The sequence below is a fragment of the Ancylobacter defluvii genome, assembly GCF_018390605.1.
GTDB classification, from domain to species: domain Bacteria; phylum Pseudomonadota; class Alphaproteobacteria; order Rhizobiales; family Xanthobacteraceae; genus Ancylobacter; species Ancylobacter defluvii.
The window spans coordinates 150,259-173,866 of the sequence record NZ_JAHBGD010000002.1; the positions used below are offsets into that span (position 1 = coordinate 150,259).

Genomic DNA, 23,608 nt, shown 5'->3' on the forward strand with positions numbered 1-23,608 from the left:
GGGATGAAGGCGCACATTGTGCGGTGCGGCGCCTCCGCCGCGCCCGGCCCGAGGTTCCGCGACGCTCATGAGTTCCGACACCATCCGCCTGCGCGTCGAGAGCGACATCACCGCCCTCCCCGCCGCACAGTGGAACGCCTGCGCCAACCCCTCCAATGTGTTGGACGGCATTTCTGATGCAAAAGTTGAGAATTCTTCCTACAACCCCTTCGTTTCGCACGAGTTTCTATCGGCGCTGGAAGAATCGGGCGCCGTCAGCGCCCGCACCGGCTGGCACCCGCAGCATCTGGTTCTGGAGAGCGAGGGCGGTCAGCCGCTGGCCATCTGTCCGGCCTATCTGAAGTCGCATTCGCAGGGCGAATACGTCTTCGATCATGGCTGGGCCGATGCCTATGAGCGAGCCGGCGGCCAGTATTATCCGAAGCTCCAGGTCAGCGTGCCCTTCACCCCGGCGACCGGCCCGCGGCTGCTGGTGCGCCCCGGGACCCATGCCGCCGCGGCGCGGCGGGCGCTGGCGCAGGGCCTCGCCACGCTGTGCGACATGCGCGGCGCCTCCTCGGTGCACGCCACCTTCCTCACCGAAACCGATGCCGCCGTCTTCGATGCCGAGGGCTGGCTGCCGCGCATCGATCAACAGTTCCACTGGACCAATCGGGGCTATGGCGGTTTCGACGACTTCCTCGGCGAGCTTGCCTCCCGCAAGCGCAAGATGATCCGCCGCGAGCGCCGCGACGCGCTGGCGGACGGCATCGAAATCAAGTGGCTCACCGGCCGGGACATCACCGAGGCGGATTGGGACGCCTTCTTCGCCTTCTACATGGAGACCGGCTCGCGCAAATGGGGCCGGCCCTATCTCAACCGCCGCTTTTATTCGCTGATCGGCGAACGCATGGCCGACCGCATCCTGCTGGTCATGGCACGGCGTGGCGGCCGCTCGATCGCCGGCGCGATCAACTTCATCGGTTCGGACACGCTGTACGGCCGGCACTGGGGCTGCATCGAGGAGCATCCCTTCCTGCATTTCGAGGTCTGCTACCATCAGGCTATCGATTTCGCCATCGCCAGAGGCCTCTCCACGGTCGAGGCCGGCGCCCAGGGCGAACACAAGTTGGCGCGCGGTTATCTGCCGGTGACCACCCGCTCGGCGCATTTCATCGCCGATCCCGGCTTCCGCGAGGCGGTTGCCGCCTATCTGGCGCGCGAGCGCAGCTATTCGCAGGAGGCGCAGACGGAACTCGCCGCGCAGGCGCCCTTTCGTCGGGAGCACGACGAGCCTTGACCCGCGCCTCCCGGCTTGCCATCCAAGCCGGGCATATGGAGGGTGAGATGGCCTACGATCCGAACAACATCTTCGCGAAGATCCTGCGCGGCGAGATCCCGTCGCACCGGGTTTATGAAGACGACAAGGTGCTCGCCTTCCTCGACATCATGCCGCGGGCGACCGGTCATACGCTGGTGGTCCCGAAGGCGCCGAGCCGCAACTTGCTGGACGTCGAGGCCGACGATCTCGCCGCGGTGATGGCGGCCGCCCAGCGCATCGCCCGGGCCCAGCTCGGCGTCTTCGAGGCGGAAGGCATCACCTTGACCCAGCACAATGAGCATGCCGGCGGGCAGGAAGTGTTCCACCTGCACGTTCATGTGATTCCGCGCCGGCTCGGCGTCGAGCTTCGGCCGCCGCTGTCCTACAAGGAAGCGCCCGAGATCCTCGCCGAACAGGCGGCAAAGCTGAAGGCGGCGCTGCAGGGCTGAGCCGTGCCCGCCTCGGCGTCAGTTCGCGACGCCGAGCCACCAGGCGCCGGCGATCAGCACCGCTTCGGCGGTCAGCACGCCGGCGAGCACCGAGCGCCGCACCAGCAGGAAGCCGGCGACGCCGGCGCCGACCGCACCGGCGCGCAGCAGGAACGGCAACGCAACCAGCGCGCCGCTCGGGGTGATGAGGAGACGCGCGACGACGGCGGCGAGCAGCGCAGTCGCCACCGCTCGCACCCATTGCATCCAGGCGCTGTTCTCGTCGAGCCCGCGCCCCAGCAGCACACCGAGCAGCCGCCATATCTCGTTCGGCAGAAAGCCGACGACGATCACCACGAGAATTGCGGTCATCTCATTGGAGAACGGCGTCATGCCCGGTCGGCCTTCCAAATCCGGGCGATGAAGAAAGCCAGCGTTCCGCCGCCGACCCCGCTCCAGAACAGGTCGAGGCCACCCGGCGTATTGGCGACCAGCGGCGAGAGCGCCGCGCCGAACCCGATGGCGAGCCAGTCCACCCGCTCGCGCGCATTGCGCACCAGAAGAATGGTGAAGGAGATCGGGGTGAGCAGCAGCAGAGCGACAGCCAGCGGACCCGGCAGCAAGCTGGTGAGATAGAAGCCGGCGCCTGTGGCGATCATGCTAACCGACGCCAGCCCCGCACCCAGCCCAATGGCATAGGATGGACGTCCCTCCACCGCCACCTTGGGCAGTAGCCGGAAACCTTCCACCCACATGGTGACGGCGACGAAATGCGCCGCGATCAGTTCCAGCCACAAATTCGGACGCCTGCCGCGCATCAGCGGCATCAGCGCCACCACCATTGGCATCAACCGTACGCCGGAGAGGCAGACCGCGACCGCCAGCGCCGGTAGCGCCGCGCCCGAAGCGATGCCGCCAACCAGGATCACCTGAGCCGGCAGCGCCCATATCAGCAACGTCGACAGCAACCCGGCGCCGATCGGGAAACCGACATCGTGCAGCAGGCCGCCGAAGCCGACAAAGGTCGCCATCAGCACGACGCCGGGCACCGAGAAGGCCCCGGCGACACCTCGCAGGAAGTAGCTGGCACGAAAGGTGGGGCCGGCCTCGGTGGCGGCTGGATCTGATGGCTGCATCGGCGCACTCATGTCGGCCGTTGATTGACCGGTGCGCCGTCGCGGTCAAGCTCGACCTTCGGAAGATTCGCATCGATGCGGTGAAACCGGAGCCCCTAAAGCGCGACGGCAAAAGAAAACCCGCCCGCCGGGCATGTCCGGCGGGCGGGCTGTGATTGCGACGAGAAGGCTTAGGCCTTGACCAGCGGCACCTTCGGCACGCGCGAGCCACCGGATGGACGGCCGCGGCTGCCGCCTTCACCCGGCCCCGCCTTCTTGGCCTTGGGGGCGGCGGGCTTGCGGCGTGGAGCCCGCTTGGCCTTGGGCGGTTCGATCTTCTCCGGCTTCGGGGTGACCGGGCCTTCCGGGAACTCAAAGCCGAGCGTGCTCTCGCCGGCCTCGTCCGTGACAACGATGACGCGGACATGGCCGCCATTCTTCAGCTTGCCGAACAGCACCTCGTCGGCCAGCGGCTTCTTGATGTGCTCCTGGATCACCCGGCCCATCGGGCGGGCTCCCATCTGCTGGTCATAGCCGCGTTCCACCAGCCAGGCCGTTGCATCGTCCGACAGCTCGATGGTGACGTTGCGGTCGGCGAGCTGCGCTTCCAGCTGCAGCACGAACTTCTCCACCACCAGGCCGATAACGTCGCTGGCGAGGTGAGCGAAGCCGATGATGGCGTCAAGCCGGTTGCGGAATTCCGGCGCGAACAGCCGGTTGATCGCCTCGACGTCGTCGCCTTCCCGCTTGGAGCGGGTGAAGCCGAAGGCCGACTTCGACAGATCCGCAGCGCCCGCATTGGTCGTCATGATCAATATGACGTTGCGGAAGCTCACCTGCTTGCCATTGTGGTCGGTCAGCTGGCCGTGATCCATCACCTGCAACAGGATGTTGAACAGGTCGGGATGCGCCTTCTCGATCTCGTCGAGCAGCAGCACGCAATGCGGATGCTGGTCGACGCCATCGGTAAGCAGCCCGCCCTGGTCGAAGCCGACATAGCCGGGAGGCGCGCCGATCAGCCGCGAGACGGTGTGACGTTCCATATATTCCGACATGTCGAAGCGCAGCAGCTCGACACCGAGCGAGGAGGCAAGCTGCTTGGCCACTTCGGTCTTGCCGACGCCGGTTGGGCCGGAGAACAGGTAGGAGCCGATCGGCTTCTCCGGTTCACGCAGACCGGCACGGGCCAGCTTGATCGCCGAGGACAGCGCCTCGATAGCCTTGTCCTGACCGTAGACGACCCGCTTGAGCGTCGTCTCCAGCGTGGCGAGCACCTCGGCATCGTCCTTGGAGACCGTCTTGGGCGGGATGCGGGCGATGGTGGCGACGGTCGCCTCGATCTCCTTCACGCCGATGGTCTTCTTGCGCTTGGCCTCCGGCAGCAGCATCTGCGCGGCGCCCGACTCGTCGATAATGTCGATCGCCTTGTCGGGCAGCTTGCGGTCGTGGATGTAACGGGCGGAGAGTTCCACCGCCGCCTTGATGGCGTCGTTGGTGTAGCGCAGCCGGTGATAATCCTCGAAATAGGGCTTCAGGCCCTTGAGGATCTCGATCGCGTCCGGGACGGTCGGCTCGGCGACATCGATCTTCTGGAAGCGACGCACCAAGGCGCGGTCCTTTTCGAAGTACTGGCGATACTCCTTATAGGTGGTAGAGCCGATGCAGCGCAGCGAGCCGGAGGCAAGGGCCGGCTTGAGCAGATTCGAGGCATCCATCGCGCCGCCCGACGTGGCCCCGGCACCGATTACGGTGTGGATCTCGTCGATGAACATGATGGCGTTGGGATAGGCCTCGATCTCCTTGACGACCTGCTTGAGGCGCTCCTCGAAATCGCCGCGGTAGCGGGTGCCGGCGAGCAAAGAGCCCATGTCGAGCGAGAAGACCGTGGCGGTGGCCAGTACCTCGGGCACATCGCCGTCGACGATGCGACGGGCCAGCCCCTCGGCGATGGCGGTCTTGCCAACGCCGGGGTCACCAACGAAAAGCGGGTTGTTCTTGGACCGGCGGCAGAGCACCTGGATGGTCCGCTGAATCTCGCTGTCGCGGCCGATGAGCGGGTCGATCTTGCCATCACGTGCCTTCTTGTTGAGGTTCACGCAGTAGGCGTCGAGCGCATCGGCCTTCTTCTTGGTCTCTTCCCCGGTCTTCGTCTCGGTCTCCTCTTCGGCACCGCGCACCGGCCGGCTTTCCGACATGCCCGCGCGCTTGGCAATGCCGTGGCTGATGTAGTTCACCGCGTCGTAACGGGTCATGTCCTGTTCTTGCAGGAAATAGGCCGCATGGCTCTCGCGCTCGGCAAAAACCGCGACGAGAACATTGGCGCCGGTCACTTCCTCGCGCCCGGACGACTGGACATGGATCACCGCGCGCTGGATCACGCGCTGGAAGCCGGCCGTCGGCTTGGAATCCTCGCCACCGTCCTGCACCAGGTTGTCGAGCTCGGTATCGATATACTCGACAAGGTTGCGGCGAAGCTTTTCAAGATCGACGTTACAGGCCCGCATCACCGCCGCGGCATCCTGGTCGTCCACGAGGGACAGCAGCAGGTGCTCGAGGGTCGCGTACTCGTGGTGACGTTCGTTGGCGAGCGCCAGGGCTCGGTGAAGCGATTGCTCGAGGCTGCGGGAGAAGGTCGGCATGGGTACCTCTTCGTTTAGCCGCTGCAGAGCGTCACTTCTTCTCCATGACGCACTGCAAAGGATGCTGGTGCTTTCGTGCGAAGTCCATCACCTGCGTGACCTTTGTTTCGGCCACCTCATAGGTGAAGACGCCGCACTCCCCCACGCCGTGCTGATGCACATGCAGCATGACGTGGGTGGCCTCCTCCCGGTTCTTGTTGAAGAACTGCTCCAGCACGTGCACGACGAACTCCATTGGCGTGTAGTCGTCGTTCAGGAGCAGCACCCGATACAGACTTGGCCGCTTCACCTGCGGCTTGGTGCGCGTGATCACCGCTGTCCCGGGCATGCCATCGCCGCGGCGGCGACGCTCATCGTCGCCCATCATGGTATCGACAAATCGGGAAGGCGTGGTCACTGACATGAAAGGCTCACCTCGCGCGGCTAAGCTGGCCGGGCTGCACGATATAATAGGTATGCCCGGCTCACTCCGCCAGAGTAGCGAGAGCGCGCGCCGGTCGCAATGAGTTGACCGGCGCGCGGCACCGCTCGGCACCGTGCGAAGCGGGAAAAACCCTGAAAAGCAAAGACACCAAATAAAAAAGGCCCGGCTTTCACCGGGCCTTTCGGGCGCATGAGACAAATCTACGCGGCCCACCATCGAGCGGACCGAACAGCGACGGTTATCGGCCAGGCGTCACTTGCCGATCGGCAGCTTGCCGAGAATGCCTTCGTAGGGCTTGTAGGATTCCTTGGCGAGATCGGCATAGAGCTCGCCGATCTTGGTCGCCTGGGCAACGAAGCTCTCATAGGAATTCTTGAAATAGTCGGACTGGATCTCGACCGCCTTGTCGAGGGTCTTGGCGCCGAACAGCTTCTCGGCCGCTGCGGTGCCTTCCTCAAAGGACTTCTTCGAGTAGTCGGCCACTTCCACGGCGATGGCCTGCACACCCTTCGACACGGTGCCGAAGCTCTTCATGGCCAGGTCGAGATTATCTTTGCCCAGCTTCTGAATTTCGTCGATGTTCTGAATCATCGGGTCGTTCCTCACTTTTCTCATGCGCCAACGTTGACCGCGCGCCGCCAGCATGAACGTCGCTGACATCAGAAATAATGCGCCGCAGCATCAACGTCAATAATTTTTGTGCGACGCAACAAGACAGCATGACTGACCCAGTTTTGCCAAGCGCCTGCAATTGCCTCGCTTACGCCGGGATTTACGAGTTCGTAACCGCGCTCTCTTTATCATTGCGGGAGTGATCGTCCGGCAACGGTCAGCTCGGTACGGGTCGCCTCAGGGCGCCGCATCAGCGCCTGCCGGCCTCATGCGAGTGACCGGCGCGGGCCGGCAAATTGAGTGACGGGACGGGTTCATGCGGCTTCCGGGAACTGTGGGCACGCAACTTCTGCGCGCTGGGGTGGCCATTCTGGTGCTATCGATCGCGGGCACCGGCATTGCCGACGCCGCAGCCAGAAAAAAGAAGGTCAGCCGGAAGAAACCGGTTGCCGCCCAGGTGGTGGATACCCGATGGCATCGCGGTCATGCCGACATCGTGATCGACGCCAATACCGGTCGCGTCCTGCACGAGGACAATGCCGACGCGCTGCGTCATCCTGCATCGCTGACCAAGGTGATGACGCTCTATCTGCTTTTCGAGCAGCTTGACGCCAAGCGGCTCCGACTCGATTCCCGCCTCCCCGTCTCCGCCTATGCCTCGCGGCAGTCGCCCACCAAGCTGGGGTTGAGAGCCGGCTCGACCATTTCGGTCGAGGATGCGCTCCAAGGCCTGATCACCCGTTCGGCCAACGACGCGGCCGTGGTGATCGCCGAGGCGATCGCCGGCGATTCCGATACGTTCGCGGCGCTCATGACCCGTCGGGCCCGCCAGCTCGGCATGTCCCGCACAACCTTCAAGAACCCGAACGGTCTGCCCAACCCGCAGCAGGTCACCACCGCACGCGACCTGGCCATCCTCGGGCGCGCGATCCAGGAGCGGTTCCCACGCTATTACGCGTATTTCTCGATCCGTTCGTTCAATTACCAGGGCGTCGCGATCCGCAACCACAACCGCATGTTCGGGCGCCTCGAAGGCGTGGACGGCATCAAGACCGGCTACACCAACGCCTCCGGCTTCAACCTGCTGACCAGCGTCAAGAACGATGGCCGCTACGTAATCGGCGTAGTGCTCGGCGGAACCAGCGGCGCCTCGCGCGACAATCGCATGGCGCAGCTGATCTCCGGGACCTTCGATCGCGCCTATGCCGGCCGTCAGATGGTGGCGCGCATGTCCTCGCCTCCCGCGGGCGGCGGCGCTATCGAGGAAGTGGCGGTCGCGCAGGCGGCGCCGATCCCCACCCCGATGGCAGCGCCGGCGCCCGCGGTTATCCCGATCCCCTCGGGGCGGCCGAATCTCGCCATGGCCTCGGTGGTCGATGCCCCCGCGCCGGACGAGGTCGACGAGGACACCGCCGAGCGGGCCAGCGAAGCCGATCCCGTCACCACCGGCGCCCTGCCGCCCCAGCGCATCGCCATGGTCTCCCAGGCCATGCCGGAGCCGGCCCCGGCCCGCACGGCGCCCCTGCCGCCACCGGCCCCCTCGGTCGGTTCGGTCGAGCCCATCGTCCCCACCGCTGTGAAGACTGTGGCGGTCGCCAAGCCGTCCGCCCCCGTGGCTGGGTTCTCGAACCAGCCCGGCATCCTCGGCACGCTGGCCTTCACCCAGTCCGCCCCTTCCGGCCGCGCCCTGCCGCCGCAGATCGCCCAGGCGCCCAAGCCGACGCCGACCGCCAAGCCGGTGCGTCTCGCCAGCGCCGATCCGGCGGAAATCCCGCGTCAGATCGCCGAGACCACCTCGCGCGCCACGGCGGCCCCGCGTTCGGGCTGGGCCATCCAGATCGGCGCTTTCGGCAGCGAGGCCGATGCCCGTGCCCAGCTCGCCAAGGCCAAGGCCAAGGCCGGCTCCGCCCTTGCCAAGGTCGACCCCTATACCGAGCAGGCGACCAAGGGTTCGAGCACCATCGTACGGGCCCGCTTCGCCGGCTTCGACGAGCAGTCCGCGGCCCAGAAGGCGTGCAAGGCGCTGAAGGGCCAGTTCGGCTGCATGATCTTCCGCAACTGATTGGAAACGGGGCGTTCAATGGCTGCGGAGCAGGATGTCCTTAGCCTCGTTCACCCGGGCGGCGAGATAGTTCGACCCGCCCTGGTCGGGATGGAGTTTCTTCATAAGAGTGCGGTGAGCTTTTCGGATCTCGTCCGTCCCCGCCCCCGGCTGAAGCCCCAGCACTTCGTAGGCCTGCTGTTCCGTCATCGCACCGCTCTGCGGCGGCGCAGCGCTCCGCCGGCCCGCTTCGCCCTCAGCGTGTTCACGCCAACCGGGCGCCCGGCGGTCCAGATAAGCTTCGAGTAGCTGCCGGCTTTCCGCATCGAGCGTCAGTGCCAGCCGCGCCACCTCGCCCGTTGCCAGGGTGTCGAGTTCCCGTCCGGCCAGAGGGCCGGCGAGAACCCGGCCGGCGAGCTGCCCGCTGTCATGGTTCAACACCATTTCGAGACTGGCGGTCCGCACCGTCGAGGAGCGGCCGGCGCTGCGGCGCAGCCGCGACCAGGGCGACTTGCCGCTGGTACCAATGTTCCAGCCAAGCAGCGACAGGCCGAAGATGCCAAGTGGCAGCGCGGTCTCGATATGCCCACGCGCGCCCAGAAAGCCGGCCAGCAATATTGCGATCCATCCGCCGACGCTGCGGGCGAGGCGGGCGAGACGCTGGGGATCGGTGCGCGCGAAGAACTTAAGTCCGTAATAGAGCAGCGCGACGATGGCCGCACCGGCCAGAAGATTGATCATCCCGCCCCCGATTTCGGCCCGGACATGGCCGCCAGCAACTGCTTGGCTCCCGGCGACGAGTTCGCCAGCGCGGTCAGCGCCTGCCGCCCGCCCGCCGCGTAGCGCGCCGCCGCGCGCAGCAGCGCGCTGAGCTGCTCCGCCGCGCCGGCGTCGAAACGGCACCAGGCACCGCCGGTCAATCGCGCGATTTCCCGGAAGCCGCGCTCGGCGACCGGATCGCGACCTTCCTGAAACAGGAACACCGGCACGCCACGCAGGGCAAGCGGACCCGCCTTGGCGCAGAGGTCGTCCAGCGCCTCCTCCATCGCGTCGCCGACGAACACCACCGCACCGACCCTCGCCCGCTCGGCCTCCGAGCCGGCATGCGCCAGCACCCGGCCGATCTGCGTGCGGCCACCGCGGCAATCGATCTGCGCCATCAACGCGCCCAGCCGGCGGCCGTCGCCGACCCAGCCCGAGGCCCGGCACTCATGGATGCCGCGATAATAGACCAGTTGCATGTCGAGCCCGCCAATCGCCGCGACCTCCTCGAACATGCCGGCCTGCAGCGCGCAGGCGAGATCCCAGGTCGGCTGGCGGCTCATGGTGGCGTCGAGCGCGAAAATCAGCCGGCCGCGCACCTCTCCAGCCACCGACGTCGGCGCGCGCGCCGACACCTCGGCAAGGAAGGCCGCCACCTCCGAATCCGCCGAAACGGCGGGCGAGGATAGTTTCGGCCCGGTGACCGGCGGTTTCAGAGATGTGGGTCGGTCGGCAGCCATGACATTCGATCGCGATTCGGCACCGATACTAGACCGGCCCCTGGGTTAAGTGGGAGACCGGCCTCCGGCGGGCAAGACACGGATGACAGGCAGTTGACCGCCCGGGAACCGCTGCTAGGTTCCCGCCCGCTTTTCGCATCGCCTTTCGCATCGCAGGGACGGGTTCCGCCGTGGCCGACATAGAAACCATCCACACCGTTGCCGAACTGCGCGCCCGCGTGCGCATCTGGCGGGCCGCCGGCCAGCGTGTCGCGCTGGTGCCCACCATGGGGGCTCTCCATGCCGGGCATGTCGCGCTGATGCAAGCCGCGCACCAGCACGCCGAGCGGATCGTGGTGTCGATCTTCGTCAACCCGACCCAGTTCGCTCCCACCGAGGATCTCGCGCGCTATCCCCGCACCCTCGATGCGGACCGCGAGAAGGCGGGGCTGGCCGGCGTGGATGTGGCCTTCGCGCCGGATGTCGCCGAGATGTATCCGCAGGGCTTTGCGACCACCGTCTCGCTGGACGGGCCGGCCCTCGGGCTGGAGACGGATTTCCGCCCGACCCATTTCGCCGGCGTGGCCACCGTGGTCGCCAAGCTGTTCAGCCAGGTCGCGCCGGATGTCGCTCTGTTCGGCGAGAAGGACTATCAGCAGCTCGCGGTGGTCACCCGCATGGCGCGCGATCTCGATCTGCCGGTGAAGGTGATCGGCGTGCCCACGGTGCGCGAGCCGGACGGCCTCGCCCTCTCCTCCCGCAACGTCTATCTGAGCGCCGAGGAGCGCCGCATCGCCCCGGTACTGTACCGGGCGCTTGGCGTTGCGGCACAGGCGATCCGGTCGGGCGCGCCCGTCGCCGAGGCGGTCGAATCGGCCCGCGACGATGTCCGCAGCGCCGGCTTTGCGCTGGATTATCTCGACGCCCGCCACGCCGAGACGCTGGCGCCGGTGGCCGGGCGCGGTGACGGACCGCTGCGCCTCCTCGTCGCCGCGCGATTGGGGGCGACGCGGCTCATCGATAATATTGCCGTCCCCGACTAGACGCTCATATACGTCACCATCATGCCGATGATGACGAGAAGCAGGCCGATTCCCAGCACATAGCGCATGGGACGGACCTCTGTTGCCTGTCGTTCCACCGGCTTTGCCTGGACGACGACATTTCCGCTTTCGACCACCTGACGCTCTTCGGTGACCGCCTGTCCTTCCTTTAGTCCGGCATCGTCGATATTCTTGGTCATCTCTGCCTCCTGTCGAAGGATTTCCGCAGGGACAACGCCGGGGATGGCCGATTCGGTTCCATCCGGCCTCAGAGCAGGCCGAGCGACCTCAGCTCCCGCCGCAGCTGATCCGGCATGGCGGCGGCCGGCTCTCCGGCGAGATCGGGCGGCGCATCCTTGGCGGCAAGATAACGCCAGCCCTGGAAGGGGCGGTTCGGCCGCGGCTCCACCCGGTGCACCATCGGCTCCAGCACTAGATGGCAACGTCGAATCCCGTCGGAATCGACGAAGGGCCGAATGGCGGTCAGCCGCTGGCGACAGGCCACCTCGCCCTTGATCACCCAGTAGAGCGAGCCGCCGTCGAGAATCTCGTCGGTCCGGGTCGGCACCATGCGGGTAGTGTGGGTCTGCTCGACGGGAAGACCGCGCGCATCGCGCGCGGCCAGCGTCTCGCCGATCCAGTCCTCGAGGTCCTTGATCGATTCGGCTCCGACGCAGAGCTTGAGAAGGTGCAGCGGCATGAAGGCAGGCCCGAAAAGCGGACGCCGCGCGGCAACAGGCCGGCGGAGCGCCTCCTATACGCGCTTCACCACCGGCCAGTCGACCTCGTCCTCCGGCAGAACCTGCTCCTCCTTCAACGCCGCCGCCTTCCATTCGACGAAGGCCGGATGCGCGTGAACCGCCTCCACATAAGCGGCGGTGAGGTCGTCGACCGGCAGGTCATAGGTGCGGATCCGCGTGGCTACCGGCGCATACATGGCGTCGGCGGCGCTGAAGGCGCCGAACAGGAAGTCCCCGCCGGCGCCGAAACGTTCGCGTGCCGCACGCCAGCGACCGGCGATGCCGGCCAGATCGGCGGTGGCCTTGTCGGAGAGCGGGCGCGACTCGATCGGGCGCCACAGATTCATCGGCACGGCCGAACGCAAGGCGCCGAAGCCGCCATGCATTTCCGTGGCGATCGCCCGCGCATGGGCCCGCGCCACCGGCGCGGACGGCCAGATCGCCTTGTCGGGAAAGCGTTCGGCGATGTGTTCGATGATGGCCAGCGATTCCCAGACGACGGCCTCCCCATCGACCAGCACCGGCACCCGCAGCGCCGGGGAATGCGCGCCGATCCGTGCCTTGAAGTCGCCATCCCCGAGCAGCACCGTCTGTTCCTCGAAGGCGATGTCGAACGCCTTGAGAAGCAGCCACGGCCGCAGCGACCAGGACGAATAATTCTTGTTCGCGATCAACAGCTTCAGTGCCATGGCCCCCTCCTCGCGCTCACATCGCGCCCGGCGCCAGAGTGAATCGGCGCGCAGCGATGGACAAGCGAAGAGCTATCATGGGGACCATCAGCGTCGATGATGCATCACGTGAGCATCACGCGCCAAGCCTCGACCCTTCGGCCGGAATGGCTTTTATGTTCGGCTCCGGCTCGATCAGCCGACAACCGCCGGCGCACTGCCGAAGCCGCCGAACAGATAGACAAGAGCGACGCCAGCAAGAATGGCGACGACAGCCCAGCGTGCGACTCCCCAGCAGGAGCGCTCGGTAAGCGAATTCATGGTGAACTCCGGACAATCCCGTTTCACCGCCAAGACCGGAATAACACATCGGCCACTTGCGGATTGTTACGATATTTAATGAATCGTTACTCCGCGCGCAATCGCGTTAGGGAAACGCTGCACTGCGTTATGCACAGATCTGATGCGCGAATAACGCATGCCCGCTTTTTACACAGCCGCCTCTCCGGCAAGCTTGAAAGCCCCTCCGACGCCGGCCTACATCAGAATCGCGGCGCGGCACGATCGCCGAATCAGCGCGAGGGAAATGGAGCCAAGAATGGAAGCCAACTCCATGATCGGCTTTTCCTATCTGGACTATGCGGCGCTGACGGTCTTCGCATTGGCCTGGTTCGCCTATCACCAGATGATGGAAGGGCACTGGGCCGAGGGGCGCACGCTCAACCAGCGCATGGACGCCTTCCGCCACGAGTGGATGCAGCGGATGCTGGCGCGCGAGAATCGCATCGTCGACACGCAGATCGTCGCCGCGCTGCAAAACGGCACCGCCTTCTTTGCCTCGACCTCGCTGCTCGCGGTCGGCGCCTCGCTGGCCATCCTGCGCTCGACCGAGGAGGTGCTCGCCATCTTCTCCCACCTGCCCTATGTGCAGATCGACCGTGCCGGCTGGGAGATCAAGACGCTGGGCATCACCATCATCTTCGCCCATGTCTTCTTCAAATTCGCCTGGGCCTACCGGCTGTTCAACTACACCGCGATCATGCTGGGTTCGACGCCGCCCCCGTCCGAGGCGGCGACGCGGCAGGCACAGGCGCACGTCGCCAAGCTCGCCCGCATGGCGACCCTCGCCGGCCGGCATTTCAACCGCGGCCAGCGCGGCTTCTTCTTCGCCATCGCCTATCTGGGCTGGTACATCAACGGCTGGGCGCTCATCATCGGAACCGTCGCGATCTTCGTGGTGATGCTGAACCGCCAGTTCGGGCGCGATTCGCATTGGGTGCTCGACGAGACCGCGACCCTGGAGAACTCATGACCGCCTCCGTCCATTCCACCCCCCTGCCCTCCGAAACCGATGTCGAGGCGGCGATCCGCGCCGCGCTCAGCGATACCGCACGCACCATAGATCCGGCAAAGCCGGCCCGCGCCCTGATGCCGGAGGGCAAGTGGCAGGCCGTGCTGCCGCTGGTGCGGCGCGTCGCGATACGTCTGGCGCAGGAGGGCACGCTCGGCATCTACCGCAAGGGCAAGCCCGTCGATCCGGCCGATTTCCGTGGCGTCTACCGTCTCGGCCCGCCCCCCTCCGCCTCCCCGTTGTCGGAGTAAGCCTTACTTCCACAGGCGCTAGCTGGCCGGGCCGGGAAACAGGGCATCGATGCGTCCGGTAAGGCGATAGGCGGCAAGGCCGATCCACTCGCGCAGCGCCGCATCGGTCATTTCCAGCCCCTCGCTGACCCGTGCGAAGGGCCGGGTCCATTGCACCGTCCCGGCCGTGCGGTAGTCCACCGGATAGGCGATCACCGGGAAGCCCGCCGCCACGAAGCTGCCCATGGCGCGCGGCATGTGCAGGGCGGAGGTGACGAGCAGCCAGCGCTCGCCGGGCCCCGGCCGTGCCAGCGCGCGTGACAGGGCGGCGTTTTCAGCGGTGTTGCGCGAGGCGGCCTCGAACGCGACCCGTGCCGGGTCGACGCCGATCTGCGGCAGCACCATGCGCACGACATCGGCTTCCGACAGCGACGGCCGCTCGAAATCGCCGCTACCGCCGGAGAACACGATGCGGGCCTGCGGATAGCGTCGCGACAGGTCGGCGAGTGCCATCAGCCGCTCCCCCGCCTGGGTGAGGGCCGGTTGCCCGCGCGCCGCGGTGACATCCGGCCGTTCACTGCCCCCCAGCACCACCACGCCGGTGATGGGTTGGCCATCGTCGACGAAGACCGGAAAACGGTTCTCCAGCGGCACCGCCAGCGCCCGCCCCACCGGACCCAGCCCGCAGATCAGCAGGCCGAGGACACCGATCAGCGTCATCCAGCATCCGGCCTGCGGATAGCGCAGCCCCATCAGCATGCCGAGGCCGGCCAGAAGGGTCAGCGCGCTCGAAGGCACCGCCAGCATCCACACCAGCTTGGCGGCATAGAAGAAGGCCGTGCCCGATACGCCGTCCATCAGGCCTCCGCGTGACGCGCGGCACTGTGTTCGTGGGTGTGCTTCACCTGCTCGATATAGCGGCTGAGGCTGCTCGGCGGCATCGGGCTGGCCAGCAGATAACCCTGCACATGATGGCAGCCGACCGACTGGAGATAGCGTAGCTGCTCGCGCGTCTCCACGCCCTCGGCGGTGACGGTGATGGCGAGAGCCCGCGCCAGCCGTACCACGCAGTCGATGATGGCCGCGGCGTCGTCGGTCTGGCCGATGTTCTGGATGAAGCTGCGGTCGATCTTGATGGTGTCGACGCGGAAGCGCCGCAGATAGCCGAGCGAGGAATAGCCGGAGCCGAAATCGTCGAGGGCGACCCGCACGCCCATGGCGCGCAGCGCCGTAAGCGAGGCGAAGGCTTCCGGCTGGTTGCCGAGCAGCAGGTTCTCGGTGATCTCGATCTCCAGCCGCTCGGCGGGAAAGCCGGTCTCGTCCAGGATCCGCCGGATCGCCCCGACGAGGTCGCGCATGCGGAAATCCACCGGCGACAGATTGACCGCCATCCGCGCCGCGCCCCAGTCGACGGACTGCTCGCAGGCCCGGCGCACCGCCCACAGGTCGAGCTCGGTGATCAGCCCGGACTGTTCGGCTATCGGCACGAACTCGGCAGGCGAGACCAGGCCGCGCGAGGGGTGGATCCAGCGCAGCAGCGCCTCGAAGCCGATCACCGTGCGACCGTCGGCGGCAAATTGCGGCTGGTAGAACAGCGTCAGTTCGTTGTCCTTCAGCGCCCGCTGCAGGTCGGTCTCGGTGTCGCGCCGCTGGCGAACCTCGTGCTCCATGCGCGGCTCGAACTGCCGCAACAAGCCGCGCCCGTCGGCCTTCGCCCGATAGACCGCGATGTCGGCGAGCCGGATGAGTTCGCTGGCCTCGGTGCTGTGGGTCGGAGCGATCGTCGCGCCGATCGAGCCGCCAACGGCTAGAAACTGGCCGCCGACGGCGGTCGGCTTGCGCACCGCCTCCAATATGGCGTTGCCGATGGTCTCGACCTCGCCCGGCGCATCCCCGATGGGCACCAGGATGACGAATTCGTCGCCGCCGAACCGTGATGCCAGCAGGCCGGGAATCGACAGTTCCTTCAATCGCGTCCCGATCTCCGCCAGCAGCACGTCACCGACGTGATGGCCGAGCGTGTCGTTGATGTCCTTGAAGCCATCGAGATCGAGGAAGAAAACCGCCAGCCGGTGTCCGGTGCCGTCGAGCTGGAGAAGCCGGTCGCCGAGCACCCGCATCAGCATGGCGCGATTGGCCAGGCCGCAGAGCGGATCGACATAGGCGAGCCGCGAGGCATAGGCCTCGCTGGCGGCGAGGTTTTGCGTGGCCCGGCGCGCATACCACAGCACGCAGGCCGCCGCGGCCAGCAGCAGCACCGTCGTCGCGATCAGTGCCGGCAGCAGGGCGTGCAGCAACGCCGTACCGGGCATGTCGGGCTTCCACACCAGCCAGGCCGGCTCGGCCTCGCCGGCGGCGAACGGGATCGCCACCCCGTGCTGTCCGGTTTCGGGCGGATTGAGGCTGACGGCCGGCTCGGCGATCCGCAATTCACGAGCCAGCTCGTTCAGGAAATGATCGTCGATGAACAGCACCGTGACCGCCACCGGTGGCATCTGCTCCGGGGCGATCACCCGGCCATAGTCGGGCGTGATGCTGATGGCGCCGACCAACGCCGGCCGCCCTTCGACGCGGACATAGCCGGCACGGAAAGCCGAAGGGGTTCCGGTCCCGGCGCCGGCATCCACATCCTTATGGTTGCTCCGCTCGACGACGGCCTTCTGGACATCGAGCACGAAGGGAAACAGCGCTGGTTCGTCGAAGGGCGCCTGCTCGCCAGGAACCTGCTCGCCATCGATCGCGGCATAGGCGACCGCGGTATTCAGCACGATATAGGAACGGTCGTGATGATCCTGGTCGCGCAGCCACTTGCCGAAATTGCGGTGGACCCAGTCGACATCGAGAAAATAGGCGGTCCGCAGCACGGATTCGTCCCAATGCGCGAAGCTGGCGAGATCGCGTTGCAGCAATCCGGCCTTGCTCTCCAGAGCGCGGGAGACGAGTTCGGTCCATCGCTGGCGCGCCGCGGCATCGACGCGCTCCGCCGCCAGCAGCGCGAAGGCACCCATGGCGACGATCGCCGCGAACACCACCAGCGCCACCGCCAAGATGGTCCGGTCGCTCGCCCTTGCCGAAGCCATGCCGGCTCCGCTGTGGATCGGAATGCGCATTGCCGCCTTATCCGCCGCGATATCCGATCAGAGAGCACAAGCGCCGGTGTCGAAGCGCCCCCTTAACGTCGATCTTCGATGTTGCGCGACCTTAACGGGCGAAACTTAATGTGGTTTGAAAGCATTGGACGGATCGCTCGCGCGGCCGATCCCACCCATGTGACATCATCGCGGCGCTTGACGCAATTGCGGATCAGAACCAGAGCGACGCGATACCCAAAAAGGCGAAGAACCCGATCACATCGGTGATGGTGGTCACGAAGGGTCCGGACGACACCGCCGGATCCACCCCCATCTTGTTGAGCGTCAGCGGCACCAGGATGCCACCGAGCGCGGCAGCGACGAGATTGATGATCATTGCCAGCGCGATGATGAAGCCGAGATCGGCGACGCCGAAGCGGGCAAACACCACCGCCGCCATGATCACCGCGAAGACAACGCCGTTGAACAGGCCGACCAGCAGCTCGCGGGCGATCACCCGGCGGGCGTTGCTGGCGCGCAATTCGCGGGTGGCGATGGCACGCACCGCCACCGTCATGGTCTGGGTGGCGGCGTTGCCGCCCTGGCTGGCGACGATCGGCATCAGCACCGCCAATGCGACCAGCCGCTGCAATTCGTCCTCGAAGAGCGCAATGACGAAAGAGGCGAGATTGGCGGCGATGAGATTGACCAGCAGCCAGGAGAAGCGGCTCTTGGCGATGTACCAGAAGCTGTCGGAAAGCTCTTCGTCGGCGGCGACGCCGCCGAGCGCCTTCACGTCCTCGTCGGCCTCTTCCTGGATGACGTCGACGATGTCGTCGACGGTCAGCACGCCGACGAGGCGGCCGGCGCCGTCGACCACCGGGGCGGAGATCAAATTGTAGCGCTCGAAGACGCGGGCGACGTCTTCCTGGTCGTCGGTCGCCTGCACCACGTGCCGGTCGGGCGTCACCACGTCGCCGAGCTTCACCCCCCGCTTGGTGCGCAGCAGACGGTCGAGCGGCACCGATCCGGTGAGCCGATAGGTGGGATCGACGACGAACAGCTCGAAGAAGGTTTCCGGCAATCCTTCGGTCTCGCCGATATAGTCCAGCGTCTGGCCGACGGTCCAGAAGGGCGGCAGCGCGATGAACTCGGTCTGCATGCGCCGGCCGGCGCTTTCTTCAGGGTAGTCGAGGCTGCGCTGCAACGCCGCCCGCTCGGTGAGCGGCAGCTGGCCGAGGATCTCCTGCTTGTCGGCGTCGTCGAGATCTTCGAGAATATAGACCGCATCGTCGGAATCGAGGTCGCGCATGCCCTCGACCACGGTCTTGGTCTCCAGTTCCTCAAGGATCTGGACACGGACGGTCTCGTCGAGTTCGGTAAGCGCGGTGAAGTCGAAATCGGAGCCGAGCAGTTCGATCAGCTTCGGCCGCGCCGGCGCCGGCAGCGCCTCGAGCAGCCGGGCCATGTCGGTCTCGTGGAAATCGGCGATTAGCACCCGCAATTCGTCGTCGCGCCCGGCTTCGATGGCGTCGGCGACGCGCTCGATGAAGGCGGGATCGTCGATCAAGGCAAGCCCGTCCTCGGGATCGCGCTCATGCGGGCGAACGGCGAGCTCGGTATCGTCGTTCATGCCGCTCTCCCAGGTCGCGGATTCGAGATGGAGCTGTTCTTATGAAGCATCGCCATGGAAGGCAAATAGGCCGCCTCGTGCCGCCAACCAGCCTCGCCTGCGGCACATCGCGAATGCGTGTGTGGAGAGAATCATGAGCGGAGCGGCAAGCGTGCGGCTGGTCGTCCATGGCCGGGTGCAGGGCGTCGGCTATCGCGCCTGGGTGGTCGAGCAGGCCCGGCGCCTGGGCGTCCGCGGCTGGGTCCGCAACCGCCGCGCCGGCACGGTGGAAGCGCTGATCCATGCCGACGCGGCAACGCGCGAGGCGCTGATCGCCGCCTGCCGGCGCGGTCCACCCGCCGCCAGCGTGCGCGACATCGAGCTGTTCGAGACCGATGAGCCGGTGCCGGATGACTTCGAGGTGTGCCCGACGCTGTAAGGCGCCTCAGCGTGGCGGCACGTCGTCGACGGTCGGGCCGAACAAGGCCTCGAACTCGCGCCGCAGCGCCAGGTCGACATCCCCCATCGTCACCGGCAAGCCGAGATCGACGAGGCTGGTGACGCCGTGCTCGCGTACGCCGCAAGGCACGATGCCGCCGAAATGCGCCAGGTCGGGATCGACGTTGAGCGCCACGCCGTGCATCGTCACCCAGCGTCGCACCCGGATGCCGAGCGCGGCGATCTTGTCCTCGCCCGAGCCGGCACGGTCCCGCCGCCGCACCCAGACGCCGACGCGGTCCTCCCGCCGTTCGCCGCGGACATGGAAGTTCCACAAGGTGCGAATCAGCCACTCCTCGAGCGTCGCCACGTAGCGCCGCACATCGGGGGCGCGCCGCTTGAGGTCGAGCATCACATAGGCCACCCGCTGGCCGGGGCCGTGATAGGTGAACTGGCCGCCGCGTCCGGTCTGGAAGATCGGGAAGCGGTCGGGCTCGACGATATCCTCCGGCCGGGCGCTGGTACCGGCGGTGTAGAGCGGCGGATGCTCCAGCAGCCACACTGTCTCCGGCGCGTCCCCGGCGGCGATCGCCTGGGCGAGCGCATCCATTTCGGCCAGTGCGTCGGGATAGGCGACGGGCGCGGCGGCGATGCGCCAGCGCACCGGCGACATGCCGGCGCCCGGCAGCATGGAGGCGGTAAGGTCGTCGCGGGCGGGTGGTGCGGCGTGTTGCATGACCGGACAGATAGTGATCGGGAGCGCATCTGTCTCTAGGAGCGGGGCGTCGGACGAACCAGCCTGTCCACAGCTGCGCGCGGCTCTTGTGAAGCCCGAACCGATCTGTTAGACGATGCCGCGCCGCGGGGCCAGCCGATGGTTCGGCCCTCTGGTGATTTTGGTTGCGGTCGTGGCGGAATTGGTAGACGCGCTGCCTTGAGGTGGCAGTGGGTAACACCGTGGAGGTTCGAGTCCTCTCGACCGCACCATTCATCAGCTTCAGGTCGGCTTCGCGCCCAGGGCGCTCCTTCGCCGACCGAAACTCCTCAGAAAATCGATAGCTCTTCCCCTTTGCGGGGCACCGAATATAGCCTGGGCCGATCCGCGCTTTCGCCGACCTACGGCATCGGCAACGCGGACATCGTGGAGAGGTCTCGAACGCCGCGTTGGCGTGACGGCATGACGAAGGGCCGCTTTCGTCCGGCCAATCCACCGAGGCCGCAATCAGGCGGCAGCCAGATCCCGCACCGCCGCATCCAGCGTCTCGACGACGAAGGCGATGTCCTCATCGGTCGCGGTGAGCGGCGGGTTGATGCGGATCATGTTGTTGGCGCGCAGCACCAGCAGGCCCGCGGCGAGGCAACGGCACTCGACATCGCCCGCGCTCTCGGTGCCCCGGCCGGCATAGGATCCGTCGAACTCCAGACCCCACATGTGGCCGAGGCCGCGGACGTCCCGTACGCTCGGCAGTTCGATGAGCCGGCGCAGCCGCGACAGATGCCGCTCCTCATTGCGTCGGACGCGCTCGACGAGACCATCGCGCTGCATGATCTCGATGACCTTCAGCGCCACGTCGCAGCCGACCGGATGGCCCGCCATGGTGATCACCTTGCTCATCGCGTTGCCCGGCTGAAGAAAGGTCGTGTAGATCGGCTCCGAGACCGCGGCGGCGGCAAGCGGGAAATAGGCCGAGGTGATCCCCTTGCCCATGGTGACGATGTCCGGGCGCACATTGTCGGCATGCTGGAAGCCGAACCACCGGCCGCTGCGCCCGAAGCCGGTGATCACCTCGTCGACGATCAGCAGGATGCCGTGGCGGCGGGCGAAGGCGGCGACCATCTCCAGAAAGCCGGGCGGCGGCACCACCACACCGCCGGCAAACGCCACCGGCTCGACGATGATCGCGGCGACGGTCTCGGGCCCCGCGGCGGCGATCCGGGCCTCCAGCCCCTGCTGCAGGGTGGAGAGGTCCCTGGAGGTCCCATGGATGACGTCGCGCGCACTGGCGGCGTGGAGGAATTCCGGGCTGCGGTCGATATGCGGCGACTGGAGGATGCCCGGCCCGCTGGCGAAGCTCGCGGTGCCGGTCGAGCCGTGATAGCTGCGGTCCAGCGCGAGGATGTTGCGCCGGGACGGCTGGCCGAGATGCAGCCAGTAGCGGCGGGCGATCTCGATCGCCAGTTCGTTGGCGCCGCCGCCGGTCGCTGCGTATCGCAGGCGATAGCCGCCGCCGAGCAGTTGGTTCAGCTTGCCGGAAAGCTCGGTGACCGGCCGGCAGCGATGCTCCGGCGAGCAATAGGCGAGACGCCGATAGCTCTGGGCCGCCGCTTCGATCAGTTCCGCGTTGGCGTAGCCGAGATTGACGCAGCTATGCCCCGATGCGGCATCCAGGAGCCGCTGTCCTGCCTCGGTGGTGATCCAAGCGCCGGCGCCGGAAAGCACCGAAAGCTCGGCATGGTCGGGGAGCAGGGCTTCGTCGTTCCAGTACCCGTCCTGGTCAATGTTCTGCACTGGCCGATCCATCATCCCGACAGCCGCTCCCAATCAAGGCGCACGCCGGCGCCCGCAGGAACATACCCGGTCAGGGATCGCCGCCAAGCGACGATTTGGCACCCTCGGAGCGCAGCCCGAGATCAGCCCGCCAACAGGCATCGGCCGGAGATGCACGGCACGCGCCGCCTGCGCCCGGCGCCCTGCCGTCGATCTTCGTCGGGCTGCGCTTCGCGCTCGGCATCATGTGGCTGACGCTGATCGTCGCCGAGACCATCGCCGCCGCCTCCGGCCTTGGCTACATGGCGATGCAGGCGCGAGTTCCTGCTGGTCGATGTGGTGGTGCAGGCCATCCTCATCTATGCTCTGCTCGGCAAGCTCGCCGATGTGCTGACGCGCTGGCTCGAGCGGCTGTGCCTGCAATGGCATCCCGCTTTCCAGATCATGCGGGACTGATGCCATGAGCCCTGATGCCATGAGCGCACTTGCCCCTCTTCCGGCCCATCATCCTGTTCCAGGAGCCGCGTCTGCTGCCCTGGGAGCGGGTGCTCGCCAATGTCGAGGTCGGCCTGCCGCCGAGCGTGAAAGGCGAGGAGCGTCGCGAGCGCGCCCGCGCCATCCCCGCCGAGCGCGCCGACGAATGGCCTGCGGTGCTCTCGGGTGGCCAGCGCCTGCTCGCCTTCGACGCGCCGCTGGGCGCGCTCGACGTGTCGGAGGCGCTGGCGCCCGACCTTGCTGTCGAGCTGCCGCATCCTCGACACGCTGTTCTCATCCTGACACTGCGCGACGCCAACCCTGAAGGGGCAGACATGACAACCCTTACCCGCCGTACCCTGCTGGCCGGCGCCGCCGGCCTCGCCTCCCCCCTCGCCGCGCCAGGGCTGCGCCCCGCCTTCGCCGCCGGCGAAGTGCGCGTCGGCTTCCAGAAATACGGCACGCTGGTACTGCTGAAGGGCCGCGGCATTCTCGAGAGGAAGCTGGAGCCGCTCGGCGTCTCGGTAAAATGGGCGGAGTTCGCCGCCGGACCGCAGATTCTGGAGGCGCTCAACGCCGGCGCCATCGACATCGGCCAGACCGGCGAGGCGCCGCCGATCTTCGCCCAGGCTGCCAGCGACAACCTCGCCTATATCGCCAACGAGCCGCCGGCGCCGAAGGGCGAGGCAATCCTGGTGCCGCAGGACAGCCCGATCCAGTCGGTGAAGGAGCTGAAGGGCAAGATCGTCGGCCTCAACAAGGGATCCAACGTGCATTTCCTGGTGGTGAAGGCGCTGGAAAAGAGCGGTCTCGCCTATTCCGACATCACGGTGAAGTTCCTGCCGCCGGCCGATGCCCGAGCCGCCTTCGAGAAGGGCGCCATCGACGCCTGGGCGATCTGGGATCCCTTCCAGGCGGCGGCCGAAGTCGCCGTCAAGGCGCGCACCCTCACCACCGCCGAGGGCATCGTGCCGAACTACCAGTTCTATCTCGGCTCGCGGAAATTCGCCGACGCCAGTCCGAAGGTGCTCGAGGCCCTCGTCGCCGCCATCGGCGAAACCAATGACTGGATCCAGAAAGACCCGGCGGCGGCAGTGGCCGAGCTTGCCCCCTCGACCGGCATTCCGGCGCCGGTGTTGGCCATCGCCATCGGCCGGCAGAGCTTCGGCATCGCTCCGCTCACCGACAAGGTGATCGCCGATCAGCAGGCGGTGGCGGATACGTTTTTCCAGCTCGGCCTGCTGCCGAAGAAGATCGTCGTCGCCGACGCGGTGCTGCGCCGCGGGCTCTGATCCGGCGAGAACCACGACAAAGAAACCCGCGCCCGATTCGTTGGACGCTGGCACGTTCCATCGGTCGGGCAGTATCACGGCGCAGCAAGACACTGGCCGCCGCCGGCGCGGCGCGTGGTCGCCGATGCTGCATGCGGAAAGCAACATCAGGGACCTGCCGC

The 23,608-nt window shown here is 66.8% G+C and carries 25 protein-coding genes, 1 tRNA gene and 1 pseudogene; 10 read left to right on the forward strand and 17 right to left on the reverse strand.

Annotation, left to right across the window (positions count from 1 at the left end; all coding sequences use genetic code 11):
• The first annotated feature begins 67 nt into the window (after positions 1–67).
• Together KHC24_RS00665 and KHC24_RS00670 are read left to right on the forward strand one after the other, a co-directional pair.
• The gene (locus KHC24_RS00665) at positions 68–1,279 is read left to right on the forward strand and encodes a GNAT family N-acetyltransferase (RefSeq protein ID WP_213358524.1); all 1,212 of its coding nucleotides are present in this window, start codon (positions 68–70) and stop codon (positions 1,277–1,279) included.
• Positions 1,280–1,326: 47 nt separating this feature from the next.
• Positions 1,327–1,749, forward strand: coding sequence for an HIT family protein (locus tag KHC24_RS00670; RefSeq protein WP_213358525.1), 423 nt, complete (start codon positions 1,327–1,329; stop codon positions 1,747–1,749).
• A gap of 18 nt (positions 1,750–1,767) precedes the next feature.
• Here KHC24_RS00670 and KHC24_RS00675 read toward each other — a convergent pair whose 3' ends face one another.
• The 5 genes from KHC24_RS00675 to KHC24_RS00695 all read right to left on the reverse strand — a co-directional run bounded on the left by KHC24_RS00675 (position 1,768) and on the right by KHC24_RS00695 (position 6,497).
• Positions 1,768–2,121 (reverse strand): AzlD domain-containing protein, encoded by a 354-nt coding sequence (locus KHC24_RS00675; RefSeq protein ID WP_213358526.1) that lies wholly within the window; start codon positions 2,119–2,121, stop codon positions 1,768–1,770.
• Positions 2,118–2,864, reverse strand: coding sequence for an AzlC family ABC transporter permease (locus tag KHC24_RS00680; RefSeq protein WP_213358527.1), 747 nt, complete (start codon positions 2,862–2,864; stop codon positions 2,118–2,120). The genes KHC24_RS00675 and KHC24_RS00680 overlap by 4 nt, the downstream gene beginning before the upstream one ends.
• Positions 2,865–3,034: 170 nt before the next feature.
• Positions 3,035–5,482, reverse strand: a complete 2,448-nt coding sequence (clpA, locus tag KHC24_RS00685; protein WP_213358528.1) for an ATP-dependent Clp protease ATP-binding subunit ClpA — start codon at positions 5,480–5,482, stop codon at positions 3,035–3,037.
• A 31-nt stretch (positions 5,483–5,513) separates the two neighbouring features.
• Positions 5,514–5,849 carry an ATP-dependent Clp protease adapter ClpS gene (clpS, locus tag KHC24_RS00690; protein WP_213358842.1) on the reverse strand — a complete coding sequence of 112 codons (336 nt, stop codon included), beginning with the start codon at positions 5,847–5,849 and terminating at the stop codon, positions 5,514–5,516.
• Between the two features lie 309 nt (positions 5,850–6,158).
• Positions 6,159–6,497: a phasin family protein gene (locus KHC24_RS00695; RefSeq protein ID WP_213358529.1), complete on the reverse strand. Its 339-nt coding sequence runs from the start codon at positions 6,495–6,497 to the stop codon at positions 6,159–6,161.
• Between the two features lie 337 nt (positions 6,498–6,834).
• On the opposite strand from KHC24_RS00695, the gene KHC24_RS00700 reads away from it, so the two are divergent.
• Positions 6,835–8,580, forward strand: a complete 1,746-nt coding sequence (locus KHC24_RS00700; protein ID WP_213358530.1) for an SPOR domain-containing protein — start codon at positions 6,835–6,837, stop codon at positions 8,578–8,580.
• A 15-nt stretch (positions 8,581–8,595) separates the two neighbouring features.
• Here KHC24_RS00700 and KHC24_RS24890 read toward each other — a convergent pair whose 3' ends face one another.
• Positions 8,596–9,300 (reverse strand): DnaJ domain-containing protein, encoded by a 705-nt coding sequence (locus KHC24_RS24890; RefSeq protein ID WP_246545958.1) that lies wholly within the window; start codon positions 9,298–9,300, stop codon positions 8,596–8,598.
• Positions 9,297–10,061, reverse strand: coding sequence for a vWA domain-containing protein (locus KHC24_RS00710; protein WP_213358531.1), 765 nt, complete (start codon positions 10,059–10,061; stop codon positions 9,297–9,299). Before KHC24_RS00710 ends, KHC24_RS24890 begins: the two co-directional genes overlap by 4 nt.
• 170 nt (positions 10,062–10,231) lie before the next feature.
• Between KHC24_RS00710 and panC the strand changes: the two genes are divergently transcribed.
• Positions 10,232–11,083 (forward strand): pantoate--beta-alanine ligase, encoded by an 852-nt coding sequence (panC, locus tag KHC24_RS00715; protein ID WP_213358532.1) that lies wholly within the window; start codon positions 10,232–10,234, stop codon positions 11,081–11,083.
• On the opposite strand, the gene KHC24_RS00720 is transcribed toward panC, so the two are convergent.
• The 4 genes from KHC24_RS00720 to KHC24_RS25345 form a co-directional block, all read right to left on the reverse strand.
• Positions 11,080–11,283: a hypothetical protein gene (locus KHC24_RS00720; RefSeq protein ID WP_213358533.1), complete on the reverse strand. Its 204-nt coding sequence runs from the start codon at positions 11,281–11,283 to the stop codon at positions 11,080–11,082. The genes panC and KHC24_RS00720 overlap by 4 nt on opposite strands.
• Before the next feature lie 68 nt (positions 11,284–11,351).
• Entirely contained in the window at positions 11,352–11,783 is a 432-nt protein-coding gene (locus tag KHC24_RS00725; RefSeq protein ID WP_213358534.1) for a DUF1489 family protein, read from the reverse strand.
• 54 nt (positions 11,784–11,837) lie between these two features.
• Positions 11,838–12,512, reverse strand: a complete 675-nt coding sequence (locus KHC24_RS00730) for a glutathione S-transferase family protein (RefSeq protein WP_213358535.1) — start codon at positions 12,510–12,512, stop codon at positions 11,838–11,840.
• A 174-nt stretch (positions 12,513–12,686) separates the two neighbouring features.
• Entirely contained in the window at positions 12,687–12,812 is a 126-nt protein-coding gene (locus KHC24_RS25345) for a hypothetical protein (protein WP_271180579.1), read from the reverse strand.
• A 277-nt stretch (positions 12,813–13,089) separates the two neighbouring features.
• Between KHC24_RS25345 and KHC24_RS00735 the strand changes: the two genes are divergently transcribed.
• Positions 13,090–13,803, forward strand: coding sequence for a DUF599 domain-containing protein (locus KHC24_RS00735; RefSeq protein WP_246545959.1), 714 nt, complete (start codon positions 13,090–13,092; stop codon positions 13,801–13,803).
• Positions 13,800–14,093 carry a DUF3253 domain-containing protein gene (locus tag KHC24_RS00740; protein ID WP_213358536.1) on the forward strand — a complete coding sequence of 98 codons (294 nt, stop codon included), beginning with the start codon at positions 13,800–13,802 and terminating at the stop codon, positions 14,091–14,093. The genes KHC24_RS00735 and KHC24_RS00740 overlap by 4 nt, the downstream gene beginning before the upstream one ends.
• Positions 14,094–14,111: 18 nt before the next feature.
• On the opposite strand, the gene KHC24_RS00745 is transcribed toward KHC24_RS00740, so the two are convergent.
• The 3 genes from KHC24_RS00745 to mgtE all read right to left on the reverse strand — a co-directional run bounded on the left by KHC24_RS00745 (position 14,112) and on the right by mgtE (position 18,776).
• The gene (locus KHC24_RS00745) at positions 14,112–14,930 is read right to left on the reverse strand and encodes a YdcF family protein (RefSeq protein ID WP_213358537.1); all 819 of its coding nucleotides are present in this window, start codon (positions 14,928–14,930) and stop codon (positions 14,112–14,114) included.
• Positions 14,930–17,152, reverse strand: a complete 2,223-nt coding sequence (locus KHC24_RS00750; RefSeq protein ID WP_213358538.1) for a putative bifunctional diguanylate cyclase/phosphodiesterase — start codon at positions 17,150–17,152, stop codon at positions 14,930–14,932. Before KHC24_RS00750 ends, KHC24_RS00745 begins: the two co-directional genes overlap by 1 nt.
• A 223-nt stretch (positions 17,153–17,375) precedes the next feature.
• Positions 17,376–18,776 carry a magnesium transporter gene (mgtE, locus tag KHC24_RS00755; RefSeq protein ID WP_213358539.1) on the reverse strand — a complete coding sequence of 467 codons (1,401 nt, stop codon included), beginning with the start codon at positions 18,774–18,776 and terminating at the stop codon, positions 17,376–17,378.
• A 133-nt stretch (positions 18,777–18,909) separates the two neighbouring features.
• On the opposite strand from mgtE, the gene KHC24_RS00760 reads away from it, so the two are divergent.
• Entirely contained in the window at positions 18,910–19,194 is a 285-nt protein-coding gene (locus KHC24_RS00760) for an acylphosphatase (protein WP_213358540.1), read from the forward strand.
• 6 nt (positions 19,195–19,200) lie between these two features.
• Here the strand turns inward: KHC24_RS00760 and lipB are convergent, their stop codons facing one another.
• The gene (gene lipB, locus KHC24_RS00765) at positions 19,201–19,929 is read right to left on the reverse strand and encodes a lipoyl(octanoyl) transferase LipB (protein ID WP_213358541.1); all 729 of its coding nucleotides are present in this window, start codon (positions 19,927–19,929) and stop codon (positions 19,201–19,203) included.
• Between the two features lie 166 nt (positions 19,930–20,095).
• On the opposite strand from lipB, the gene KHC24_RS00770 reads away from it, so the two are divergent.
• Positions 20,096–20,180, forward strand: a tRNA-Leu gene (locus tag KHC24_RS00770).
• Positions 20,181–20,415: 235 nt separating this feature from the next.
• Here the strand turns inward: KHC24_RS00770 and KHC24_RS00775 are convergent.
• Both KHC24_RS00775 and KHC24_RS00780 read right to left on the reverse strand, forming a co-directional pair.
• Entirely contained in the window at positions 20,416–21,702 is a 1,287-nt protein-coding gene (locus KHC24_RS00775) for an aminotransferase family protein (protein WP_213358542.1), read from the reverse strand.
• 70 nt (positions 21,703–21,772) lie between these two features.
• Positions 21,773–21,958 carry a hypothetical protein gene (locus tag KHC24_RS00780; RefSeq protein WP_213358891.1) on the reverse strand — a complete coding sequence of 62 codons (186 nt, stop codon included), beginning with the start codon at positions 21,956–21,958 and terminating at the stop codon, positions 21,773–21,775.
• Between KHC24_RS00780 and KHC24_RS00785 the strand changes: the two are divergent.
• Together KHC24_RS00785 and KHC24_RS00790 are read left to right on the forward strand one after the other, a co-directional pair.
• Positions 21,876–22,137 (forward strand): annotated as a pseudogene (locus KHC24_RS00785) (ABC transporter permease subunit); the annotation flags it as partial. The gene KHC24_RS00780 and the pseudogene KHC24_RS00785 sit on opposite strands and share 83 nt — an antisense overlap.
• Positions 22,138–22,490: 353 nt before the next feature.
• A complete protein-coding gene (locus tag KHC24_RS00790) occupies positions 22,491–23,447 on the forward strand; it encodes a sulfonate ABC transporter substrate-binding protein (protein ID WP_213358847.1) in 957 nt (318 codons plus the stop codon).
• Positions 23,448–23,608: the final 161 nt, after the last annotated feature.

Coding starts and splice junctions, on each gene's coding strand:
- KHC24_RS00720 (WP_213358533.1), bottom strand. CDS start 11,283: ATGACCAAGAATATCGACGATGCCGGACTAAAGGAAGGACAGGCGGTC.
- KHC24_RS00750 (WP_213358538.1), bottom strand. CDS start 17,152: ATGGCTTCGGCAAGGGCGAGCGACCGGACCATCTTGGCGGTGGCGCTG.
- KHC24_RS00790 (WP_213358847.1), top strand. CDS start 22,491: ATGACAACCCTTACCCGCCGTACCCTGCTGGCCGGCGCCGCCGGCCTC.
- KHC24_RS00730 (WP_213358535.1), bottom strand. CDS start 12,512: ATGGCACTGAAGCTGTTGATCGCGAACAAGAATTATTCGTCCTGGTCG.
- KHC24_RS00695 (WP_213358529.1), bottom strand. CDS start 6,497: ATGATTCAGAACATCGACGAAATTCAGAAGCTGGGCAAAGATAATCTC.
- KHC24_RS00710 (WP_213358531.1), bottom strand. CDS start 10,061: ATGGCTGCCGACCGACCCACATCTCTGAAACCGCCGGTCACCGGGCCG.
- KHC24_RS00680 (WP_213358527.1), bottom strand. CDS start 2,864: ATGCAGCCATCAGATCCAGCCGCCACCGAGGCCGGCCCCACCTTTCGT.
- KHC24_RS25345 (WP_271180579.1), bottom strand. CDS start 12,812: ATGAATTCGCTTACCGAGCGCTCCTGCTGGGGAGTCGCACGCTGGGCT.
- lipB (WP_213358541.1), bottom strand. CDS start 19,929: ATGCAACACGCCGCACCACCCGCCCGCGACGACCTTACCGCCTCCATG.
- KHC24_RS00665 (WP_213358524.1), top strand. CDS start 68: ATGAGTTCCGACACCATCCGCCTGCGCGTCGAGAGCGACATCACCGCC.
- KHC24_RS00670 (WP_213358525.1), top strand. CDS start 1,327: ATGGCCTACGATCCGAACAACATCTTCGCGAAGATCCTGCGCGGCGAG.
- KHC24_RS00740 (WP_213358536.1), top strand. CDS start 13,800: ATGACCGCCTCCGTCCATTCCACCCCCCTGCCCTCCGAAACCGATGTC.
- clpS (WP_213358842.1), bottom strand. CDS start 5,849: ATGATGGGCGACGATGAGCGTCGCCGCCGCGGCGATGGCATGCCCGGG.
- KHC24_RS00725 (WP_213358534.1), bottom strand. CDS start 11,783: ATGCCGCTGCACCTTCTCAAGCTCTGCGTCGGAGCCGAATCGATCAAG.
- KHC24_RS00675 (WP_213358526.1), bottom strand. CDS start 2,121: ATGACGCCGTTCTCCAATGAGATGACCGCAATTCTCGTGGTGATCGTC.
- KHC24_RS24890 (WP_246545958.1), bottom strand. CDS start 9,300: ATGATCAATCTTCTGGCCGGTGCGGCCATCGTCGCGCTGCTCTATTAC.
- clpA (WP_213358528.1), bottom strand. CDS start 5,482: ATGCCGACCTTCTCCCGCAGCCTCGAGCAATCGCTTCACCGAGCCCTG.
- KHC24_RS00760 (WP_213358540.1), top strand. CDS start 18,910: ATGAGCGGAGCGGCAAGCGTGCGGCTGGTCGTCCATGGCCGGGTGCAG.
- KHC24_RS00780 (WP_213358891.1), bottom strand. CDS start 21,958: ATGGTCTCGGCGACGATCAGCGTCAGCCACATGATGCCGAGCGCGAAG.
- KHC24_RS00735 (WP_246545959.1), top strand. CDS start 13,090: ATGGAAGCCAACTCCATGATCGGCTTTTCCTATCTGGACTATGCGGCG.
- mgtE (WP_213358539.1), bottom strand. CDS start 18,776: ATGAACGACGATACCGAGCTCGCCGTTCGCCCGCATGAGCGCGATCCC.
- KHC24_RS00700 (WP_213358530.1), top strand. CDS start 6,835: ATGCGGCTTCCGGGAACTGTGGGCACGCAACTTCTGCGCGCTGGGGTG.
- KHC24_RS00745 (WP_213358537.1), bottom strand. CDS start 14,930: ATGGACGGCGTATCGGGCACGGCCTTCTTCTATGCCGCCAAGCTGGTG.